This window comes from Flavobacterium sp. Leaf82 (assembly GCF_001422725.1).
Taxonomy (GTDB): domain Bacteria; phylum Bacteroidota; class Bacteroidia; order Flavobacteriales; family Flavobacteriaceae; genus Flavobacterium.
Genome location: NZ_LMMA01000035.1, coordinates 143075 through 164204 on the forward strand (window position 1 = coordinate 143075; position 21130 = coordinate 164204).

The window sequence follows — 21130 nt, forward strand, 5'->3', positions numbered from 1 at the left end:
AATCTACAATCTACAATCTAAAATCTAAAATCAACTCCTGAAAGCCAAAGGCGTAAAGGTGGTTTGTTTTTTAAAGAAATTAGAAAAATGGGCGAGTTCTTCAAAACCTAAGGAAAACGCAATTTCTGAGATGTTCCAATCTGTTTGTTTTAAAAGAATCTTTGCTTCATTTGTTAATCGGCTGCTAATTAATTCGGTAGTAGTTTTTCCAGTGTTTTCTTTTAGAACTTTATTCAAATGATTGACATGAACTGATAATCGTTCAGCAAAATCTTTTGCAGTTCTAAGTTCTAATCGCTGATTGGGAGATTCAATAGGGAATTGTCTTTCCAGTAATTCGGCAAATAAAGAGGAAACCCTCGCTGCTGAATTATGTTTAGAATACAAAGCGGTAATTGGCTGTAATTTTTGTCCAAAGTGAATTAACTCGGCTACATAATTCCGAATCAAATCATATTTATAAATATAATCAGAGTTGATTTCTTTTTGTATTTTGTTGAAAATCAATTCAACTTCGATAACTTCTTCATCTGCAAGCTGAAAAACAGGATAACCGTCTGAAGCAAAAATAGGAAGTTCGTCTAAGTCAATTCCGCTTTTATTTTTGGATAAAAACTCACTGGTAAATACACAAAACTGTCCGGATTGATTGGTGTCTTGCGGAATATAATTATAAGGAATTTTGGGTGTTGCGAATAAAAGTCCCTGCTTTTCGATATTGATGATTTTATCAGCATATTCGGCACGATTATTACCTTTTATGAGACTTATTTTATAATATGCACGTCGGTCATAAGGCATATTAGGCTTTTCTTTCATCCTTTCGTAAAGCTCTTTAATATCAAATACATTAAAATGTCCAATTTCTTTTTTAATGTCGTTTGGTAATAATGAACTTGGTTCAACGGTTGAGCCTTCGGTAATGTCTTGGTAAAATGAATCCAGTGATTTCATATGTGTGAATTGTAAAATTCAAATATACGAAAATTTATAAAAGGTTTTTTTAGTTTAAAGTTTCAGGTTTGAGGTTGTTTGACTTTGTGTTTATTTAACCGCAAGGAGCGCTAGGTTTTTTCGCTGAGTTCGCAAAGAATTATTCGAATTTTGTGTCATTTCGAAGAATGAGAAATCTTCGTAAGTGGCCCTATAATGTAAATCGACAATCTTTGTAGAGTTTCTTGCGAAGATTTCTCATTTTTCGAAATGACAAACTGTATGTTTAATTTGCTTAAGAACCTTTGTCTCTCAGCATGACAAGATTGTGCTTATAATTTAAATATGTTTAAAACAAACTTCCCTGAATTAATTCTGGTTGTGGATTACTGCCAAATGCAAAAGTATCTATTACTACAAATTGTTTTTTAATTGGATCTAATTCGCGTAAAACAATCTCTTTGCAGGAAAAATTGATATCTATTATAGTAAATAACTCTGATGCTATTTTAAGATTTTCGGGTGTTAGCTTTCTACCGACAGACATATGTGGATCATCGCTTTTTTTTAATTTTAAAGCTTTTAAAGTTTCCTGTGTTTTTTTTAGAATATTTTTTAAATCAATTTTCGATTCTTCATTAGGAGTTATAAAGAAAGCGCCGCTATTTTCATATGCTTCAAAATGATCTAAATAAGCCCGAAAAGGAGTAAACGTATCAGAAATTTTTAAAAGCTTCAATTTTATTTTTTCGATATCAGATTCTTCAATTTTAAATTCGCAAATAGTAATATGAGCTGTAGAATTGCAACTGTTATACCATTTTATTTTGCTTTTTAAATAATCCTTCATCGTTTTGACTGAAGCAATAACATCTTGTGAAGGATAAATGGCAACTGAATATTTTTTCTCCATTGTGCACTTTTGATTTACACAAATTTAAAATTTAAATTGAGCAGTCAAAGCAGCATAAAAATAATCTTTTCCGGTGCCAACTTCTTTTAGGAATGAACCGGCATTAAACCATCCGGTTTCTAAGGTAAAGGATAAGAAATCATTCATGGAATAATCTAAATTAGAAATCAATTGAGAACCTACAAAACGTTCTGTTGTATCTTTTCCGGAATATAAAAGCTGCATGTTTGGTGCATATAAACCATCGCTTATGGTTTGTCTCCAAAAGATGTCATAATCAATTCCGAGTCCAAGTTTTTCTGTTAAACTAAAATTAATCGACGGATGAATATCTATTAAGTTTGATGGACCAATCAAAGCTACTAATCCAAAATAAGCACCTCGTGGATATAACGGATTAAAGGTTTCTAAATGACCATCGCCGGAGTTTTTATCACCGGAAATAATTTCTGTTTTAAGTCCTATTTCAGGGCTGAATTTTACGTTTTCAAAAGTATAACAGGCAAAGGATGAAAGTGTCCAGGCAGAAATGGTTTTTTCATTTATTTTTCCAAATTGATAAAGACCTTCAAAATCGTATTTCCAGCTTCCTTTGTTTTTCCAGATTCTTGTTCCAATAGATTGTCTGTTCTCTTCGCCAATAGCGTCATCAAAAACGGCACGGCTTTTCCAGAGACCTAAATAATATAAATCGATATTCTGAATAAAAGGCACTTTGTGAATTACGGTATAACTTCCCCAGAATTTGGCATTTTCATTGAATTTATCATTAAAAGTTCCGGTTTTATTCGCAATCGGGTGGGTGAAAAAAGCATCTGTCTGCCAGTTTTTATTTTTATAAAACAATTTAACTCCGTCAAAAGCAAGTCGGCTGTTTGGACCTTCCCGAACAGCGACCAAACGCTGTGAACCGTACATCATTTCCTGTCTTCCGGAACGCAATGTAAGTTGTTCATTTTCATTTCGAATAAAATCAATGTCCAGAAATGCCTGATGAAAATCGAGTTGGTTTTCATCTACCGGACTGGGATCAATTTTGCTGTTTGCCAAGCTGCTTTGCAATTCAAAAAAAGTTCTGAAAACACCTAAATGCATATCGGCGTGAAGCAAATAACGAGAAAGTAAATAGCCATCACCTTCATCAGAATCATCGCCCCATTTATCATTTACGGTATAAGTGTACTGCAATCTGGCTTCGCCACCAATAGTGGCGAAGTAATTGCTGTTTTTGCCTAGCGGAATATATTTTATTTTCTCGTACAGGTTTTTAGTCGAATCTGTTTTTAAATACGTAACATCATCGTCATACCGCAACTTTTGAAATACAGGTTTTTGTTGTGCATTTGCTATTGAAATAAATCCAAAAAGCAACAATAATCGGAATAGCGTGTTCATAATTAGTTTTTTTGATAACCTCCAAAATAGTTCACCGGGCTCCAATCCGGAATTGCTTTTGGAGTTGGTTGTGCAAAGGTTCTAAAATCTGTATCAGCATAAACTACTTTACCGTTTACAACTGTAAGTTTCGATTCTATGTTTAAGATTTTCTCTTCGGGAGTATTAAAATAATCGTCAGAAAGAATCGCAAAATCAGCCAGGTTATTTGCTGTAAGCATACCGCGATCTTTTTCTAAATTGATCAATTGGGCACTTCCGTAAGTAAATAATTTTAGTGCGGTTGTTCTGTCCTGAATATTTTCATCTGCCATATATTTAAGTCCGCCTAAAGTTTTTCCGGTTGTTAACCAATACAAACCAACCCATGGATTGTAGCTGGCAACACGGGTTCCATCGGTCCCCATTCCGACTTTGATTCCCATTTCGAGTATCTTTTTAAGCGGAACCGTGTTTGCAGCAGCTGTTTTTCCGTATCTTTTTATAAAACTTTCTCCCTGATATGCCATTCTATGCTGAATTGCTAATCCGCCGTTTAAAGCTTTAATACGTTTTAAGTTTTCTACAGAAACAGTTTCTCCGTGATCAAAGAACCATAAAAGCCCGTTTAGTGGTGTCTCTTTGTCGATTGACTCAATTACATTCAGGAATCTTGTTATGCTTTCGTTGTAAGTGGCATGAATTCTAAACGGCCATCTTTTTTTAATCAGTAATGATAAAACTTCTTTTAATTGCCCTTCCATTGCGGGACTTAATTCCGGTCTTGGTTTATCGAAATTTTCAAAATCCCCGGCACTCATTACCAAATTTTCTCCAGCACCTTGTGCGTGATATTCAACTTTAGAGTCGTCGTGATCGTCACAACCTTCTCCAATTTCGACTGTACTAACCCATTTACTGTAATCATTTAGTTCGCTTCCTGCTTTTTGGGCAAATAAGTAATAAGGCATTCTTATGGTAAGATCGCTGTCTTTGCATAAACCGTTTGTTACGCCATAATCGTCAGGAAAGTTCTGGAATCCGCCACCGGCATCGATAATGGCAGTTACGCCAAGACGATTCATTTCTGTCATAAATTGTTTGGTCGAATTTATTTTTTCATCAGGCGTTAATTCCGGAAGTTTAGAAAGTATCGAGTATAAAATAAAAGCATTTGGCTCCGCTATTAATAATCCGGTTGGATTTCCGTTTGCATCTTTTTCTACAAGTCCGCCATTTGGATTAGGTGTATTGGCATTAATTTTTAAAGCTGCTATTCCTGCTTTATTCAAATAAGCGTGACCGTATAAATGCAATATAAATGTTGGTACATCGCCTGTTGCTTCATTGATTTCTTCAAGAGTTGGTAATCTTTTTTCTTCAAACTGATAAGCGTTCCAGCCTCCAACTACGCGAACCCATTGTCCTTTTGGTGTTCTTTGGGCTTGCTCTTTTAACATCGCCAAAGCTTTTTTAAGTGAGCGAACGCCATCCCAGCGCAATTCGGTATTAAAGAATCTTCCGCCACGGATAATGTGCATATGAGAATCGAATATTCCGGGAATAATCACTTTTCCTTTGGCATCGATTATAGTTGTTTTTTTGTTTTTTAATTTTAAAATTTCGCTGTTTTTTCCGGTTTTAAGGATTTTTCCATCGGCAATAGCCATTGCTTCTACAATAGTATTTTTATCGTCTAGTGTATGAATAACAGCGTGATGAACGATAAGTGTGGCACTTTTGCTTTGAGCGAAAATAGGCAGGGAAATAATTAAAAGTAATGCTGAAATTATAATTTTTGGTTTCATAATAGTGGTTTTATTAAGGTTTTAAGAAAAAAAAGGCTGTGACTTAACACAGCCTTTTAAGGAACCAATCGAGAATAATCTTATAATTAATGTTTTAGCATTTCGTGTGCATATTGAACACCAACACCGTAAGCACCACCATATTTTTTAACTAAATCTGTTACAGGTACATAAGTTTCCTGACGAGCCCAGTCACGTTGTAATTCTAATAAATATTGTAATGAAGTTACCGGATGTGCACCCGCCTGAACCATACGTGTTACGGCCATTTCGTGTGCTTCTTTAGAAACATCGCCGCTTGCATCTGTAATTACATAAACATCATAACCTTCATTGATTGCTGATAACGCTGGCCCAACGATACAAACGCTTGTCCATAAACCTGCAAAAACTAATTTCTTTTTGCCTTTTGCAACTATAGCTTTGTGAGCAGGAACATCTTCCCAGGTATTCATTGATGTACGATCTATGTAGTTTGAAGTTGCTTTAGGATAGAATTCTTCGATTTCACGGAAAACGGGTCCGCTAAATGATTTTTCGGCAACTGTTGTTACAATAGTAGGAACTTTAAATATTTTTGATGCACCTGCAACCAGAGCTGTGTTGTTACGAAGCTGATCGATTGGAATGTTATTTACTGCAAATGCCATTTGGCTTTCGTAATCAATAAGTACTAATGTATGGTTGAAAGGATCTAATTGTGCCGGACTTGGTTTTTGAGCGAATCCTATAAAAGTTACAAATAATAATGCTGCTGTTAAAAGTATTTTTTTCATGATAATTTATTTTTGTTGTGAATAAAAGGGTTTTTAAAAATTATTTTTTTGTTTGATTTTCAATGTTTTGCATTCAAATAAAATGCCTTGTTTGTAATGTGTTGGTTTTAAAGGGTTTTTCAAAAAAGGCAATAAGGGTTCTAACGATATATCGTCAATTTGTTATTGGATATTCGTGAATGAATTATTTTAAAGCTTTTGCTGAATTAAAAAAGGAAAGTTTTGGTACCTAAATTTTTCCTTTTAGATGTAATCGGTGTAGGATTTCTGATTTTAATAATCCGCTTCCTCCTCCAAAATGTTCAATTACTTCTACTTCTGGTTGTTGTTCTAAGCAAAAAGCAGTGAACTTTTTTTCGACATGATCTTCGATTCCGGAACTCAACAGAACGATGTCAATTTTGTGATTTCGAAAGTATTCCTGAGCTTCGTCCTCGTGATCGAAAGCAACCGCATTCCAATCTTCATTTGCGTTTACAAGTCGAAGTAATATGGCCAGAATCGCTTCGTTTTTTCCGAGTAATAAGAATTCAAGAGTTTTCATAATCGTTTTTTTTAAGGTTCTGTCTCAATACTTTGAGAAGTAGAACTTGTAATTTATTTTACAAATGTATTAGTTAATTAAAAGGTCTTCGCTTAATCTAGGACAAGAAATTATTTTATTATTTAATGTCTTTTCGAGAATATGTTTCGATTTTTTAAGAACTGTAATTTGTTTTACAAATGTATTGGTTCGTTAAAAGATCTTCACTTAATCCAGGACAAGATTTTTTTTAATTAGAAAATTTCTTTTTTGTCTTTTCAAGATGCTTCGGTTTTTTAAAGAACTGTAATTTGTTTTACAAATGTATTGGTTCGTTAAAAGATCTTCACTTAATCCAGGACAAGATTTTTTTCTTTATTAGAAAATCTCTTTTTGTCTTTTCGAGAATATGCTTCGGGTTTTTTAAAGAACTATAAATTTGTTTTACAAATGTATTGGTAAACTCAAAGAGCTTCACTTAATCTAGAATAAGAAAAATGTATTTGGAGATTTATTGTAAATAATAGATTTCAAAAAATTAATTAAGCAAAAACTTAACATTTAAATCGCTTGATAAAGTAAAGCGTAACTTGATCTAACACAATAAATTAAGATTGAATGATTATAAATAAGAAAAAAAAGTTGCTGTGAATGAGGAAAGCCGTAATGTTTTGTCTAAAGTAGAAACTAGTTTTGTGGTATAGAAATCGATGTAGATCCTGTTTTTACCTTTTTAAACAGCGTTTTTTTTAGATTTTCTATGTGCAACTGTTTTTGGAGAAACAATTTTTTTTTTACAATGAAAGTTTGACATATTCACTTTAAGGTGAATAGATTTGTATAAGTTTGCAAGCATACAATAGTCTAATTTTTATCGGGTTTTTAGTTTTGGTTGTTTACAACTAAATCTAAAAACCCTTTTTTTTAGCTTAATAATAAAAGACCTGTGACCCAGAAATTGATAAAATCCCAATTGATCTTGAACTTTTGAGGAGAAAATCCGTAGAAATTTTTAAATGCTGCTGAAAAATGTGACACATCTTTATAACCACATTTATAAGCAACTTCGCTTACAGTTGATGCTTTATTCTGGAATAACTCTTTTGCACGTTCCATTCTTAGTTTTATGATATAGCTTTTTACGGTTGTGCCAAAACAGGCTTTGAATCCTTTTTTAAGCTTAAATTCATTTAGCGAGATCAATCTTGAAAGTTCTGCTAATGTTGGGGCATGAACATAATCTTCGTCTAATATAAGTTTTGCCTGTTGTAATTTATTATAATCATCTTCGTCGATTTGGTCCTTTTGTACGGGCAAAGTAATTATTGCTTCAAGCTGATGTATTAATAATTCCCTGACTTTTGTTTCGATATACATCTTTTTTAAGGCACCCTGACGGTTACAGTTTTTAATTTCGTGAATTACCCATTGAATCGCAGGTGTAAACGGAAGATATTTTGACGTAAGATAACTCGATTTTTTTAGCAGGATATTTTTCGAAAATTTTTCATGAAGTTCCCAATCTTCATTTATTATCTGGTAATAAAAGTCTTTTGATAAAATAACAGACAAATAATTGATTTGCTCAAAAGCCGGAATTTTAAAAGTGGCTTTGTAGTTTGTGGTATAAAAAATATTGTGTGTATTTTCTTTAGAATATTTTTCAGATTCTAATTGATCGATCTGCGTTTCGACATTATTGCAGCAAATAAAATTCATGACTACGGACTCTTCATCAATTTCGAATACAATAGTTTGCGGTGTCAAAAAATACATCTGAGTATCAAGTATAACCATTCCTTCTTTAATCAAATGGTGGCTTTTTATAGATTCTGAATCATTGCTTTCAATGTTGATATTTTCCTCTGTCAATTGATTTTTTGGGTAATATTTATCGCCAATTTCAATTTTGATAATGGCGTTTTCGTGTGCTAAAATTTTCGATCTGATTTTCAAAATATAATCCGTTTTTACAAAATAATAATCCGTTTTTCCCTATCTTTTTTCGAGTTGTTGATGGTACTTTTGCGGCAAAGTTATTTATAATTAGTCTAATTAAAGATATGACAGCTCACAAATTTTTATTTTTTAGTATATTTTTTCTCTTTTCACTGGTATCATTTTCTCAGCAAAATCAAGGAGTTTCGGTTTCCGGACAAGTTCTTGAAAATTCCGGACAAACAATTCCTTATGCTTCAGTTGCGATCGAAAAAACGGATTTAAGTATGATTGCAGATGAAAACGGAAAGTTTGTTTTCAAAAATGTAAAACCGGGAAAGTATACTTTAAAAATTACAGCAATTGGTTTTGCAACTCAAAAAAAACATGTCGAAGTTTCGGATACTAATTCAAATTTTTCATTTCAGTTAGAAAGCGAATTAAATGAGCTGGAAAACATAACTGTTTTAGGTCGTTCCCAAACGGATAAAGTAAACAAACAAGCGTATAGCGTAACAGCAATCGATGCTAAAAAGCTTCATAATTCTACACTCGATTTAGCCCATGCCTTAGACAGGGTTTCCGGAGTTCGTGTTCGTGAAGCGGGCGGAGTAGGTTCAAGATCAGAGCTTTCGATCAATGGTTTTCAGGGAAATCAGGTAAAAGTATTTATCGACGGTGTGCCTATGGATAATTTTGGTTCTTCTTTTCAAATGAATAATATCCCTATAAATCTTGCAGATCGTGTAGAGGTTTACAAAGGAGTTGTGCCTATTTGGCTGGGCGGAGATGCGCTTGGAGGTGCTGTAAATATCGTTACCAATAGCAAACCAAGAACTTTTGTAGATGCTTCTTATTCTTTTGGATCTTTTAATACGCACAGAAGCAGTATTAATGCAGGTTATACGTCTAAAAGTGGTTTTACTACTGAAATCAATGCTTTTCAGAATTATTCTGATAACAATTATTGGGTAAATGTAGATGTGGCTAATTTAAATACGGGCGCTTATTTCCCTAATCAGCGTGTTAGGAGGTTTCATGATAAATACCGCAACGAAACTGTGATCTTAAATATTGGTCTTACCGGAAAAAAATATGCTGATAAATTATTATTTGGTTTTACAGCGGGAGAAAATAAGGCAGATATCCAGACGGGAGCCAGAATGGTTAGTGTATTTGGTCAGGTATATCGAAAAGGAAATATTTTGATGCCTACTTTAAAATATCAGGTTAAAGATCTTTTTACAAAAGGGCTTAATTTAAATCTTACCGGAAATTTCAATTTTGGAGAAGAACAAAATGTTGATACCGTTTTCAGGAGATATAATTGGTTTGGTGAATATAGAGAATATGCCGGTTTGGGTGGAGAAAGAAGCCGTACACTTCGAAAATTTAAAAACAATAATGGGGTTACCACTGCCAATGCAACTTATGCTTTGGGCGAGAGACACTCTTTTATGCTTAATAATACGTTTACCACTTTTGATCGTAAGGAAAGTGATGAATTAGTTCCGGAATCATTGGTTTATAAACAGCCTAAAAAAACGCAAAAGAACGTTTTAGGAATGGGATATAAATTTGATTACAATGAAAAATGGAGTACATCGGTATTTTTAAAAGATTATTCCTTAAAAACTACGTATTCCAGAAGTTACAATCCCTCAGGAAATGCGGGTGATATTGCCTATCAACAATATGTAGATCATACTACAACTACAGGTTATGGCGCTGCAACAAGTTATTACTTAAAGCATAATCTGCAATTGAAAGCGTCGTTTGAAAAAAGTTACCGATTGCCAACTCCGGAAGAAATTTTTGGAAATGTCAATGATAACTTAGAAGGAAATCTTGCCTTAAAGCCTGAAACCAGTAATAATTTTAATGTTGGTGCAAGTTACCAAACTAGTTTTAATAAAGTAAATGCCTTATCATTTGATGTCAATCTTTTGCATCGAAATGCTACAGATTTTATTCGTCCAACGCTAAATAACAATCAAACGATGACGACGAATGTTAATCAGGGCAAGGTGACTAATTATGGTATCGATGGAGAAATTAGATACTCATACAGAACCAGATTTACAGCGGGATTGAATGCAACCTATCAAAATATTCGAAATATGACGGAATATGAGCCCAATCAAAATTATGTGTCTCCTTTTTATAAAGACAGAATCCCAAATATGCCTTTCCTTTTTGGAAATGCTGATGCAACGGTATTTTTTAATGACCTGATTAAAAAAGGAAATAATTTATCTGTTGGTTACAACCTGCTTTATGTACACACGTATTATTTGTCATGGCCAAGTATGGGAAGCAAGGATAGCAAATTAGAAATTCCGCAGCAATTCAGTCACGATATAAACGCTGTTTACACTCTTGCAAACGGAAAATATAATATCGCACTGGAATGTAAAAACCTTTTGGATAATAAGCTTTATGATAATTTTTCGCTGCAAAAACCAAGCAGGGCTTTTTATATAAAATTTAGATATTTTTTTACCAAATCACATAATTAATTTTAATACAAACACCATAATAACATGAAAAAAAATAGCAAATTAGCTTTATTAGCTTTGGTAGCATTTACAACATTCTCTTGTAGCAGTGATTCTGAAAAATCAGGAGATGAAACAGGAGGAGTTGATACAGGAAAAACAAAATATATCATTACAGCTACTACAGGAGCAGCAGGAATTGCTGATTATTTGTTAACGACAGATGATATTTCTAAAGGATCTATCACTACTACAGGAAACGGAATTGAACAAGATGGTTCTTATCGTTATTATATTACGGCTCAAAATAACTTTTTTAGTTTATTATACGGACAGGGAAATCCGGGAGCTGTAACTACTTATAACTTAACTACTGAAGGGAAACTGGTTAAAAAATCTGATTTTCAAGCTGAAACAGTACACGTTTTCGCGGCTGTAAACAAAGATATCTTAACGATTAAAGTACCAAGAAGTGGTGCTGCTTCGATTGCTTCTATGTATAAAATTGATGCCGAAAAATCTCTGATTACCGGAGAAGCACAACAGGATACTAAAAAATTAGCAGGAAACGGTGAGAGAGCCTTTTTTACGTGGGCAACTCAGGTTGGTGATAAAGTATTTATGCCGTACATGAGTATAAAAGGGGACGGAGTTGATAATTTTGGTACAGTAAACCCAGACAGTACGTGGGTTGCGGTATACAATTATCCGGAACTTAAATTAGAGAAAGTAATCAAAGATAACCGTACAAGTTATTTGGGTGCTTATTTTACAAACGGTTTGTATCAGGACGAAAACGGAGATGCTTACGGTTTCTCTAGTGCAGCGGCAACAAGTAATGCTGTTTTAACATCTACTAAACCATCTGCAGTTGTAAAAATCAAAAAAGGGACTACAGAATTTGATAAAACATATTTCTTTAATGTAGAAGAAAAATCAGGTGGATATAAAATTGCTTCCTCAAGCTATATCTCAAAAGGAAAAGTTTTATTGCAAATGTATGGTACTCCGGGAACGAATAAAGGAGCGGCAAAACTTGCTGTTGCAGATGTGTATGCGCAAACATTTACATGGGTAAAAGATGTACCGCTAGAAATTAGCTTTACAACAGTAAACAGATATAATCTTGTTTCTGAAGACGGAAGTTCAGCTGTTGTAGGTATCAATACGCCTGACGGAAACTGGATTTATACTATTAATGGTACAACTGGTGTAGCTACAAAAGGTATAAAAGTTGAAGGTGGTCAAATTACTGCAATTGCAAAATTAAAATATTAAAAATTGGTTTCTTTTGAGCCGTAGGCCTTTCGGGGCTTGCGGTTTTTTTATTTATCCTTTATACGCTGTTAAATATGTTTTCTTTTTCAAAATCAAATCCTAATAAGAAAAAAAGTAAAAAGTCGCTTTTTAAGCGCGTGATGGCCTGGCTGCATTTATGGCTTGGGCTGGCATCCGGAATTATTGTAGTTATCGTAAGTTTAACTGGCTGTATTTATGTTTTTGAAAATGAAATTAAAGATTTTATCGAAGACTGGCGTTTTGTAGAACCTCAGGAAAAAGCATTTTTACTGCCTTCGCAATTAATTACAATTGCAGATAATGCCATGAAAGGCAAACATGCCACAAGTGTTACTTTTGGTGCAAAAGACGATGCGGCTATTGTGGGTTATTTTACTCAGAAAAAAGAAGGAGGTAAGGATAAAGAAGGCAAGGGCGATGGTAAAAAAGGAGAACGAAAAGAAAGAAAACAGGATCTGGCTAAAAATGACGGTGAGAAAGTAAAAGCACCAGAAAAAGGTCAGGGCAAAGGAAAAGAAAAGGGAAAAGAAGAGAAATCCAAAAGAAGAAGAGGAGGGATTTTTACAAGCGTTTACATGAATCCTTATACAGGAGAAATATTAAATGTAAAATCTGTTTCGAGAGGAGATTCTCCTGATTTTTTCAGATTTATTCTAAATGGCCACCGCGCTTTGTGGCTGCCTTATGATATTGGACGACCAATTGTGGGTGTTGCAATTTTGATTTTTGTCTTTTTACTAATCTCAGGCATTGTTTTGTGGTGGCCCGTAAAATGGATCAAATCAATCCGTGATAAAAGTTTTAAGATCAAATGGTCAGCAAGTTTTAAGCGTGTCAATTATGATATGCATAATGTACTTGGTTTTTATAGTATGATTTTTCTTTTGTTTATATCAGTTACGGGTTTGGTTTGGAGTTTTGGCTGGTGGAGTAAATCCTTATATTGGGTAACATCTGGAGGAAAACCTTTAGTAGAAAGCCGTGAATCTCCAAAATCTGATACGACTCATGTTAAAACATTTGAATTGTCTACCGTTGATAAAGTGTTACTGAATATAGCAAAACAAAATCCGGAGGCTTCAGGAATTTTAGTGACTGTACCGGAAAAACCTGCAGATGTTATTGGAGCTTTTGTTTACAAACAAAAAAATACGTTCTATAATATGGACCGTTACAGTTTTGATCAGCAGACGCTTAAAGAAATTTCGATAAAAACACCTTTTTCAGGCAAATATATAGAAGCGAATATTCCGGATAAAATTCGCAGAATGAATTATGATATTCATGTAGGAAGTGTTCTGGGACTTACCGGGAAGTTTATGGCATTTTTTGCCAGTTTAATTTCGGCTACTTTGCCAATTACGGGATTTTTAATCTGGTGGGGAAAACAGAAATTTGGTAAAAAGCCGGCTTCAAAACCAAAGGTTACAGCAAAAGCAGTTCCCATAAAAGCAAAGGCAATTCCTGAAAAGGAATTATCTCTTTAAGTATCTTTTACAGATACCGTTTTTGAATTTTTTTTTGATATTAAAAAGGCGAAACTCGTAAAGTTTCGCCTTTTTTATTTCTTGTTTCTATTAAAGATAACCGTGAGTTTTAAGCCATTCTTCGCAATCTCTCGTCCAGAATTTACTGGTGTCTTTTACGCCTAAACCAAAACCGTGTCCGCCTTTTTCATAAATATGTAACTCAGCCGGAACTGCATTTTTTTTCAGCGCTAAATAAAAATTAATGCTATTTTCTGGTAAAACAACAGTATCATCTGTGGCATGCACCAAAAATGTTGGCGGAGTCTGAGCGTTGACTTTTTTCTCGTTAGAAAATGAATCTAGTAATTCCTGAGAAGGTTTATTGCCTAATAAACTCACTTGCGAACCTTTGTGCGTAATGTCGTTTTGCATGGATATTACGGGATAAATCAAAAGCGAAAAATCCGGACGTGCACTTATTTTAGAAGCTTCATATACTTTATCGTCATAATGAGTGGCTAAAGTCGAGGCTAAATGTCCACCGGCAGAGAATCCCATAATTCCAATTTTAGTGGGATCAATATTAAATTTTGCTGCATTTTGTCTCACATATCGCACTGCTTCCTGAGCATCCTGCAAGGGACCAATATTTTTATTTTTCATAATTTTATCACTCGGCAATCTGTATTTTACAACAAAAGCAGCGATTCCTAAACTATTAAACCATTGGGCAACTTTAGTCCCTTCCTTATCAATTGCCAAATGTTGATATCCTCCACCAGGAAAAATTAAAACTGCAGCCTGATTGGGTTTGCTTTGTGCCGGTAAAAACACACTTAAAGTTGGTATTGTAACCAGACTGGTACTTTGTACTTTACCATCTGTAATACTTTCGTTTTCCTTGTAATCAGACGCTTTTATTTCGTCAGGTATTTTATCCCAAAGCGGGATTATTTGGTTCTGCGTTTGTGCCTGAGTTGTAATTCCTGCAAATAACATAAGAATTAGGAAGGCTTTTTTCCAGTGGTGATTTTTTAAAGTTTTCAATTTTATAATGAATTAGTTGAATATTATTTTTTTGGACTGACTTTCAAAAATAGAACTTTTTATCGATTGAAGGAGTTAAATAAGGCTAAAACATCCTTTTTATTTTAAATCAAAATAAGAATTGGTAATGATTTGAAAGTATTGATTTCAGTACAATTTTACCCCTAAATAAGGACAAATTTCGCATGATGGCTTTTAACAAATATATTGTTTAATGTGTAATTTTGCATTAGTTTTTTTACTTGATATGTTTATTTAATAGGTTAAAATAATTTTTTTTACAATTTATTTGGAATATAAAGATTAAAAACTATATTTGTGCAATCGATTACATTAATTTGATTTGTTATATTTAATGCATTGATTCTAATGTCTTTGTATTGGGTTTTGATTAACGATTTAAATGACCAAAAAAACATCAATTTTATAATACACTTTACTATGAACCAACCACCAGAAGCAATTATCAGCCAAAACAAGAAATCTACCGGAAGCTATCGATGGAGTATTTGCGCATTATTATTTTTTGCAACAACTATTAATTACTTAGACAGACAGGTTCTTTCCTTGACATGGAGTGATTTTATTGCGCCTGAATTTCATTGGACAAATAATGATTACGGAAATATTACAGCATTATTCTCTATTTTTTATGCTGTTTCTTTATTGTTTGCGGGTCGATTTGTAGATTGGTTAGATACTAAAAAAGGGTTTCTTTGGGCGATTGGTATATGGTCTTTGGGAGCTTGTCTGCATGCATTTTGTGGTATTGCAACAGCCGGAATCATTACAGGAAACTGGTTTGTAGGTTTTGAAGGTGCAAAAGATGCCATTGATTTGGTACAAGATACAGGAATGGTAATTAATGTAAGTGTTACATTATTCATTTTTGCCCGTTTTGTTCTGGCAGTAGGTGAGGCAGGAAATTTTCCAGCAGCGATTAAAACAACTGCAGAATATTTTCCTAAAAAAGACAGAGCATTTTCTACCAGTATTTTTAATGCAGGTGCAACTGTAGGAGCTTTAGCAGCACCAATATCGATTCCGTTTATTGCAAAATCTTTTGGCTGGGAAATGTCCTTTATTATCATTGGAGCTTTAGGTTTTGTCTGGATGGGATTTTGGATTTTTATGTATGACAAACCAGAAAGACACCCAAGAGTTAGTCCTGAAGAATTAGAATATATTCGACAAGATGATGTTGCAGATAGTAAGTTAGTAGGTTATGTGCCTGAAACTACGACTAAAGTATCATTTGTAGATTGCTTTAAATACAAACAAACGTGGGCTTTTGCTTTCGGTAAATTTATGACAGACGGTGTTTGGTGGTTCTTTTTATTCTGGACTCCGGCTTATTTAAGTTCTGTTTACGGCATGGATTCTACGCAAGCCGCCTTGCCATTGTTTGTTTTATATATGATTACATTACTTTCTATAATTGGAGGCTGGCTTCCAACTTATTTTGTAGAGAAAAAAGGAATGAATCCTTACGAAGGAAGAATGAGAGCAATGTTAATTTTTGCGTTTTTTCCGTTATTAGCCTTAATAGCACAGCCTTTAGGATATATTAGTTACTGGATTCCGGTAATTATTATTGGTATTGCAGGAGCAGCACACCAATCCTGGTCAGCAAATATTTTTACAACCGTTGGAGATATGTTTCCTAAAAAAGCAATTGCAACAATTACAGGAATTGGTGGTCTTGCCGGAGGTGTAGGTTCTACTATAATCAACAAAGGTTCCGGAGTTTTATTTGATCATGCTAAAGAAACAAATATGTCATTTATGGGCTTTCATGGAATTGAAGCCGGATATTTTATCATTTTCTCAATCTGTGCCGTTTGTTATTTAACAGGCTGGATCGTAATGAAAACATTAGTGCCAAAATACAGTCCAATTACTAATCTTTAATACTATAATGCAATAATACCACCAACTGACTAACCCAACCAAAAACCAACCAACATCATGAATCAAGCTAATGCAGCAATCGGTAAATACCGCTGGACTATTTGTAGTTTAGTATTTTTTGCAACCACTGTTAATTATCTGGATCGAAATGTAATAAGTTACCTGCGTCCTTTTTTAGCAGAAGCTTTTCACTGGACTCCGGAACAGGAAGTGATTGATTATTCGAATATTGAGTTGGCTTTTAAAATTGCGTACGCAATGGGAATGCTTGTTGCTGGTGGAATTATAGATAAATTAGGAACAAAATTAGGGTATGCAATTGCAACCGGATTGTGGAGTTTGGCTGCTATTGGTCACGCATTTGCAACCGGAACGGGAGGTTTTTTAATAGCGCGTGTATTTTTAGGAATTACGGAAGCCGGAAATTTTCCTGCAGCGATAAAAGCAACAGCCGAATGGTTTCCGCAAAAAGAAAGAGCCTTGGCAACCGGAATTTTTAATTCAGGAAGTAATATCGGAGCCATTATTGTGCCGTTATCTGTTCCTTTTATAGCAGAAAATTACGGCTGGCAATGGGCTTTTATACTTACCGGAATCGTTGGTTTTGTATGGCTGGCTTTATGGTTTCTTTTTTATGAAGTACCTCAAAAGCAAAAACGTTTGTCTCAGGCAGAACTCGAATATATTACAGCTGATCAGGTTATAACAGAAGAAGTTGAAGATACTGAAAAAGTCTCCTGGTTAAAATTGCTTTCATTTCGTCAAACCTGGGCATTTGCTATTGGTAAATTATTGACAGATCCGGTTTGGTGGTTTTATTTGTTCTGGTTGCCGGATTTCTTAATGAAACAATATAAATTGACGGCTACAGAAATTATCTGGCCTTGTGCGTTGGTTTATGTAATAGGAAGTGTGGGAAGTATTGGCGGAGGCTGGTTGCCATTAAAACTAATTAATAACAATTGGCCGGCTTATAAAGCCCGTAAAACAAGTATGTTGCTTTATGCATTTGCGGTTTTACCGGTTTTATTTTCTCAATATTTAGGAACAATAAATATGTGGTGGGCAATTTTAGTTATTGGTTTTGCGGTTTCTGCGCATCAGGCGTGGAGCGCTAATATTTTTACAACAGTGTCTGATATGTTTCCTAAAAAAGCCACTGCATCCGTAACGGGAATTGGCGGAATGTTTGGTGCACTTGGAGGAATCTTATTGACCTTGGTGGTTCAAAAAAATATGTTTGTTTATTATACCAGGATAGGTAAAATAGAAACAGGATATTTTATTATGTTTTGCATTTGCGGAGCAGCTTATTTACTGGCATGGCTCATCATGCATATTTTAGTTCCAAGAATGAAAAAGGTAGAATTGTAAACTTTATATCTTAAAAATAAAATAAATTTTGGTTTCAATTATGGTTTTTAAAGATAAAAATCTAATTTTGTGCAATCGATTACATTAAATTAAAAATTATGACAAAATATAGTTCAAGATACGCGTCAAGCCCCGAAGCAGTAAAAAAATATGATACTCAGGAATTACGAAATGAATTCTTAATTGATGATTTAATGCAAGAGGATGAGATTGTATTAACGTACTCTCATTATGACAGATACATTGCAGGATCTGCAGTTCCGGTAAAAGGAGATTTAAAATTAGAAAGTATTGATCCGCTTAAAGCACCTTATTTTTTAGAAAGAAGAGAAATAGGAATTATCAACGTTGGAGGAAGCGGTTCTGTAGTTGTTGAAGGAACTGTTTATCAACTTGGATTTAAAGATGCTTTGTATATCGGAAGCGGTAATAAAGAAGTAATTTTTAAAAGCGATGACAGTAGTAATCCGGCTAAATATTATATCAACTCTGCACCGGCACACACTACTTACCCAACGGTAAAAGTGAGTCTTGCAGAAGCAAATAAATTAGAATTGGGTACAGTAGAAACAGCCAATCACCGTACGGTAAACCAAATGATTATTGGAAGTGTTGTAACTACTTGCCAATTGCAAATGGGAATGACGGAATTAAGAACCGGAAGTGTCTGGAATACTATGCCGGCTCACGTACACGATCGTCGTATGGAAGTTTATTTCTATTTGGACATTCCGGAAAATCAGGCCGTTTGCCATTTTATGGGACAACCGCAAGAGACAAGACATATCTGGATGAACAATCATCAGGCAGTTATTTCGCCGCCATGGTCGATTCACTCAGGTTCAGGAACCAGTAATTATACTTTTATCTGGGGAATGGCTGGAGAGAATTTAGATTACGGAGATATGGATGTTTGTAAAATCACAGATTTAAGATAAGAACCATGACAAACTTATTTGATATAAAAGGAAAAATTGCCCTGATTACAGGAAGTACACACGGACTGGGAATGGCAATGGCAAAAGGATTAGGTCAGGCGGGAGCAACAATTGTTGTAAACGGAAACTCTTCTCAACAAAAAATAGATGATGCCGTAGCTGAACTTAAAAGCGAAGGAATCAATGCTGTTGGTTATAAATTTAATGTAACTGATGAACAGGAAGTTATTGCTGCTGTAAAGAAAATTGAAAGTGAAGTAGGACCAATTGCAATCTTGATTAACAACGCAGGAATCATTAAGAGAATTCCGTTAATCGAAATGGAAGTTGCTGATTTCAAAGAAGTAATTGATATTGATCTTGTTTCTCCTTTTATTGTTTCTAAGCACGTTGCAAAAGGAATGATCGAAAGAAGACAAGGAAAAATAATCAACATTTGCTCGATGATGAGCGAATTAGGCCGTAATACAGTTGGTGCTTATGCTGCTGCAAAAGGCGGATTGAAGATGCTGACTAAAAATATGGCGACAGAATGGGCAAAATATAATGTTCAGATCAACGGAATTGGACCTGGTTATTTTGCTACAGAACAAACAAAACCTATTCGTGTAGACGGACATCCGTTTAATGATTTTATCATTAGCCGTACTCCGGCTGCAAAATGGGGAGATCCGGGCGATTTAGCCGGAGCAGCAATATTTTTATCTTCAAAAGCAAGTGATTTTGTTAATGGTCATATTTTATATGTAGATGGAGGAATCCTGGCTACAATTGGTAAACCATCAAACGAAGAATAATTCTCAATTATATAAAAAGACATGAGCGCAAATCAAACATTCATAAACGATAACTTTTTACTTGAAAATAAATTCGCTGAAGAGTTATACCACAATTACTCAAAAAATCAACCTATAATAGATTACCACAATCACCTTAACCCGCAGTTTATTGCCGAAGATAAAATTTTTGACAATATTACTCAGGTTTGGATAAACGGAGATCACTACAAATGGCGTGCAATGCGTACATTGGGAATCAACGAGCAATTTGTTACAGGAAACGGTTCAGATAAAGATAAGTTTATTAACTGGGCAAAAACGGTTCCGTATACGATGCGTAATCCATTATACCACTGGACGCACTTAGAATTAGCGCGTTATTTTGATATCTATGATTTACTAAATGAAAAATCAGCAGAAAAAATTTATATCGAAACTACTGAGAAAATTAATTCTCAGGCTTACAGCACACAAAACCTGCTTAAAAAAGTAAACGCTGAATTGGTTTGTACTACAGAAGATCCGATTGATAGTTTGGAGTTTCACCAGAAACTGACAAAAAATCCTATTGGAACTAAAATGAGTACGGCTTTCAGACCTGATAAAGCTATCCTGATTTCTAATGATGGATATAATGCATATCTGGACACATTAGGGGATGTGTCCGGAGTTGCAATTAATACGTATGCAGATTTATGCAGCGCATTAAAAAACAGAATTGAATTCTTTAATCAAAATGGTTGCAAATTAAGTGATCACGGTTTAGACCAGATTTACTTTGAAGAATTTACAGAAAGTGAAGTAAATGGAATCTTCAAAAAGAAAAGAGAAAACGGAATTATTACTCCTGAAGAAGCGTTGAAATTTCAAAGTGCTATATTGTTATTCTTATCTGAAACGTATCATCAGTTTGGCTGGGTACAACAATTTCATTTAGGAGCTTTACGTAACAATAATGCTCGTATGCACAGGATTTTAGGACCGGATACAGGTTGGGATTCTATTGGAGATTATCCGCAGGCGCAAAAATTATCAAGCTTTTTAAATGCTTTGGATAGTAAAGATAAATTGACTAAAACGATAATTTATAACTTAAATCCTGCTGATAACGAAGTAATGGCAACGATGATTGGAAATTTCAATGACGGAAGCGTTCGCGGTAAAGTTCAGTTTGGTTCTGGTTGGTGGTTTTTAGATCAGAAAGACGGAATGACTAAACAGTTAAATGCCTTGTCAAACATGGGATTAATTAGCTGTTTCGTAGGAATGTTGACGGATTCAAGAAGCTTTCTGTCTTTTCCAAGACACGAATATTTCAGACGTATTTTATGTAATCTTTTAGGAGATGAAATCAAACGCGGAGAATTGCCAAACGATATGGAATGGATTGGGAAATTGGTTTCTGATATTTCTTATAACAACGCAAAGGAGTATTTCAAGTTTTAGTTAAGAGGAAAGAGTAAAGAAGAAAGAGTAAAGAAGAAAGAGTCAAGAACATAGAATAAAGAGGAAAGAAGAGAGAGTTTTAGCATTAAGGCTTACAATCTTTT

16 protein-coding genes are annotated in these 21130 nt (G+C 34.3%); 8 read left to right on the forward strand and 8 right to left on the reverse strand.

Going from position 1 to position 21130, the window contains the following annotated elements; genetic code table 11:
- Positions 1-30: 30 nt before the first annotated feature.
- The 7 genes from ASF10_RS21735 to ASF10_RS21765 form a co-directional block, all read right to left on the reverse strand.
- Positions 31-954 carry a helix-turn-helix domain-containing protein gene (locus tag ASF10_RS21735; RefSeq protein WP_056254152.1) on the reverse strand — a complete coding sequence of 308 codons (924 nt, stop codon included), beginning with the start codon at positions 952-954 and terminating at the stop codon, positions 31-33.
- A gap of 328 nt (positions 955-1282) precedes the next feature.
- A complete protein-coding gene (locus tag ASF10_RS21740) occupies positions 1283-1846 on the reverse strand; it encodes a 2'-5' RNA ligase family protein (RefSeq protein WP_056254157.1) in 564 nt (187 codons plus the stop codon).
- 24 nt (positions 1847-1870) lie between these two features.
- The gene (locus tag ASF10_RS21745; RefSeq protein WP_056254158.1) at positions 1871-3241 is read right to left on the reverse strand and encodes an alginate export family protein; all 1371 of its coding nucleotides are present in this window, start codon (positions 3239-3241) and stop codon (positions 1871-1873) included.
- Positions 3242-3243: 2 nt separating this feature from the next.
- Positions 3244-5028: an amidohydrolase gene (locus tag ASF10_RS21750; protein WP_056254161.1), complete on the reverse strand. Its 1785-nt coding sequence runs from the start codon at positions 5026-5028 to the stop codon at positions 3244-3246.
- Positions 5029-5114: 86 nt separating this feature from the next.
- Complete coding sequence (locus ASF10_RS21755) at positions 5115-5804, reverse strand: hydrolase (protein WP_055091413.1); 690 nt, start codon at positions 5802-5804, stop codon at positions 5115-5117.
- A 229-nt stretch (positions 5805-6033) separates the two neighbouring features.
- Positions 6034-6348 (reverse strand): hypothetical protein, encoded by a 315-nt coding sequence (locus ASF10_RS21760; protein ID WP_056254164.1) that lies wholly within the window; start codon positions 6346-6348, stop codon positions 6034-6036.
- 903 nt (positions 6349-7251) lie between these two features.
- Complete coding sequence (locus ASF10_RS21765; protein ID WP_056254166.1) at positions 7252-8283, reverse strand: helix-turn-helix domain-containing protein; 1032 nt, start codon at positions 8281-8283, stop codon at positions 7252-7254.
- Between the two features lie 107 nt (positions 8284-8390).
- Here ASF10_RS21765 and ASF10_RS21770 point away from each other — a divergent pair, with 107 nt between their 5' ends.
- The 3 genes from ASF10_RS21770 (at position 8391) to ASF10_RS21780 (ending at position 13549) form a co-directional block, all read left to right on the forward strand.
- Positions 8391-10784: a TonB-dependent receptor gene (locus ASF10_RS21770; RefSeq protein WP_056254168.1), complete on the forward strand. Its 2394-nt coding sequence runs from the start codon at positions 8391-8393 to the stop codon at positions 10782-10784.
- Positions 10785-10808: 24 nt separating this feature from the next.
- Positions 10809-12041 carry a DUF4374 domain-containing protein gene (locus ASF10_RS21775; RefSeq protein ID WP_056254171.1) on the forward strand — a complete coding sequence of 411 codons (1233 nt, stop codon included), beginning with the start codon at positions 10809-10811 and terminating at the stop codon, positions 12039-12041.
- A gap of 74 nt (positions 12042-12115) precedes the next feature.
- Positions 12116-13549: a PepSY-associated TM helix domain-containing protein gene (locus ASF10_RS21780; RefSeq protein ID WP_056254174.1), complete on the forward strand. Its 1434-nt coding sequence runs from the start codon at positions 12116-12118 to the stop codon at positions 13547-13549.
- A 90-nt stretch (positions 13550-13639) separates the two neighbouring features.
- Here ASF10_RS21780 and ASF10_RS21785 read toward each other — a convergent pair whose 3' ends face one another.
- Complete coding sequence (locus ASF10_RS21785; protein ID WP_056254177.1) at positions 13640-14530, reverse strand: alpha/beta hydrolase; 891 nt, start codon at positions 14528-14530, stop codon at positions 13640-13642.
- A gap of 489 nt (positions 14531-15019) precedes the next feature.
- Here ASF10_RS21785 and ASF10_RS21790 point away from each other — a divergent pair, with 489 nt between their 5' ends.
- The 5 genes from ASF10_RS21790 to uxaC all read left to right on the forward strand — a co-directional run bounded on the left by ASF10_RS21790 (position 15020) and on the right by uxaC (position 21026).
- Positions 15020-16489: an MFS transporter gene (locus ASF10_RS21790; RefSeq protein WP_056254335.1), complete on the forward strand. Its 1470-nt coding sequence runs from the start codon at positions 15020-15022 to the stop codon at positions 16487-16489.
- A 57-nt stretch (positions 16490-16546) separates the two neighbouring features.
- Positions 16547-17863: an MFS transporter gene (locus ASF10_RS21795; RefSeq protein ID WP_056254181.1), complete on the forward strand. Its 1317-nt coding sequence runs from the start codon at positions 16547-16549 to the stop codon at positions 17861-17863.
- A 98-nt stretch (positions 17864-17961) separates the two neighbouring features.
- Positions 17962-18801, forward strand: coding sequence for a 5-dehydro-4-deoxy-D-glucuronate isomerase (kduI, locus tag ASF10_RS21800; protein WP_082472487.1), 840 nt, complete (start codon positions 17962-17964; stop codon positions 18799-18801).
- A gap of 5 nt (positions 18802-18806) precedes the next feature.
- A complete protein-coding gene (locus ASF10_RS21805) occupies positions 18807-19598 on the forward strand; it encodes a gluconate 5-dehydrogenase (RefSeq protein WP_056254187.1) in 792 nt (263 codons plus the stop codon).
- A 21-nt stretch (positions 19599-19619) separates the two neighbouring features.
- Positions 19620-21026 (forward strand): glucuronate isomerase, encoded by a 1407-nt coding sequence (gene uxaC / locus ASF10_RS21810; protein ID WP_056254188.1) that lies wholly within the window; start codon positions 19620-19622, stop codon positions 21024-21026.
- The last annotated feature ends 104 nt before the right edge of the window (positions 21027-21130 follow it).

Excerpts from the sequence above, each read along its gene's own strand:
- ASF10_RS21735 (WP_056254152.1), bottom strand. The coding sequence starts at position 954 with ATGAAATCACTGGATTCATTTTACCAAGACATTACCGAAGGCTCAACC.
- ASF10_RS21740 (WP_056254157.1), bottom strand. The coding sequence starts at position 1,846 with ATGGAGAAAAAATATTCAGTTGCCATTTATCCTTCACAAGATGTTATT.
- ASF10_RS21745 (WP_056254158.1), bottom strand. The coding sequence starts at position 3,241 with ATGAACACGCTATTCCGATTATTGTTGCTTTTTGGATTTATTTCAATA.
- ASF10_RS21750 (WP_056254161.1), bottom strand. The coding sequence starts at position 5,028 with ATGAAACCAAAAATTATAATTTCAGCATTACTTTTAATTATTTCCCTG.
- ASF10_RS21755 (WP_055091413.1), bottom strand. The coding sequence starts at position 5,804 with ATGAAAAAAATACTTTTAACAGCAGCATTATTATTTGTAACTTTTATA.
- ASF10_RS21760 (WP_056254164.1), bottom strand. The coding sequence starts at position 6,348 with ATGAAAACTCTTGAATTCTTATTACTCGGAAAAAACGAAGCGATTCTG.
- ASF10_RS21770 (WP_056254168.1), top strand. The coding sequence starts at position 8,391 with ATGACAGCTCACAAATTTTTATTTTTTAGTATATTTTTTCTCTTTTCA.
- ASF10_RS21775 (WP_056254171.1), top strand. The coding sequence starts at position 10,809 with ATGAAAAAAAATAGCAAATTAGCTTTATTAGCTTTGGTAGCATTTACA.
- ASF10_RS21780 (WP_056254174.1), top strand. The coding sequence starts at position 12,116 with ATGTTTTCTTTTTCAAAATCAAATCCTAATAAGAAAAAAAGTAAAAAG.
- ASF10_RS21785 (WP_056254177.1), bottom strand. The coding sequence starts at position 14,530 with ATGTTATTTGCAGGAATTACAACTCAGGCACAAACGCAGAACCAAATA.
- ASF10_RS21790 (WP_056254335.1), top strand. The coding sequence starts at position 15,020 with ATGAACCAACCACCAGAAGCAATTATCAGCCAAAACAAGAAATCTACC.
- ASF10_RS21795 (WP_056254181.1), top strand. The coding sequence starts at position 16,547 with ATGAATCAAGCTAATGCAGCAATCGGTAAATACCGCTGGACTATTTGT.
- kduI (WP_082472487.1), top strand. The coding sequence starts at position 17,962 with ATGACAAAATATAGTTCAAGATACGCGTCAAGCCCCGAAGCAGTAAAA.
- ASF10_RS21805 (WP_056254187.1), top strand. The coding sequence starts at position 18,807 with ATGACAAACTTATTTGATATAAAAGGAAAAATTGCCCTGATTACAGGA.
- uxaC (WP_056254188.1), top strand. The coding sequence starts at position 19,620 with ATGAGCGCAAATCAAACATTCATAAACGATAACTTTTTACTTGAAAAT.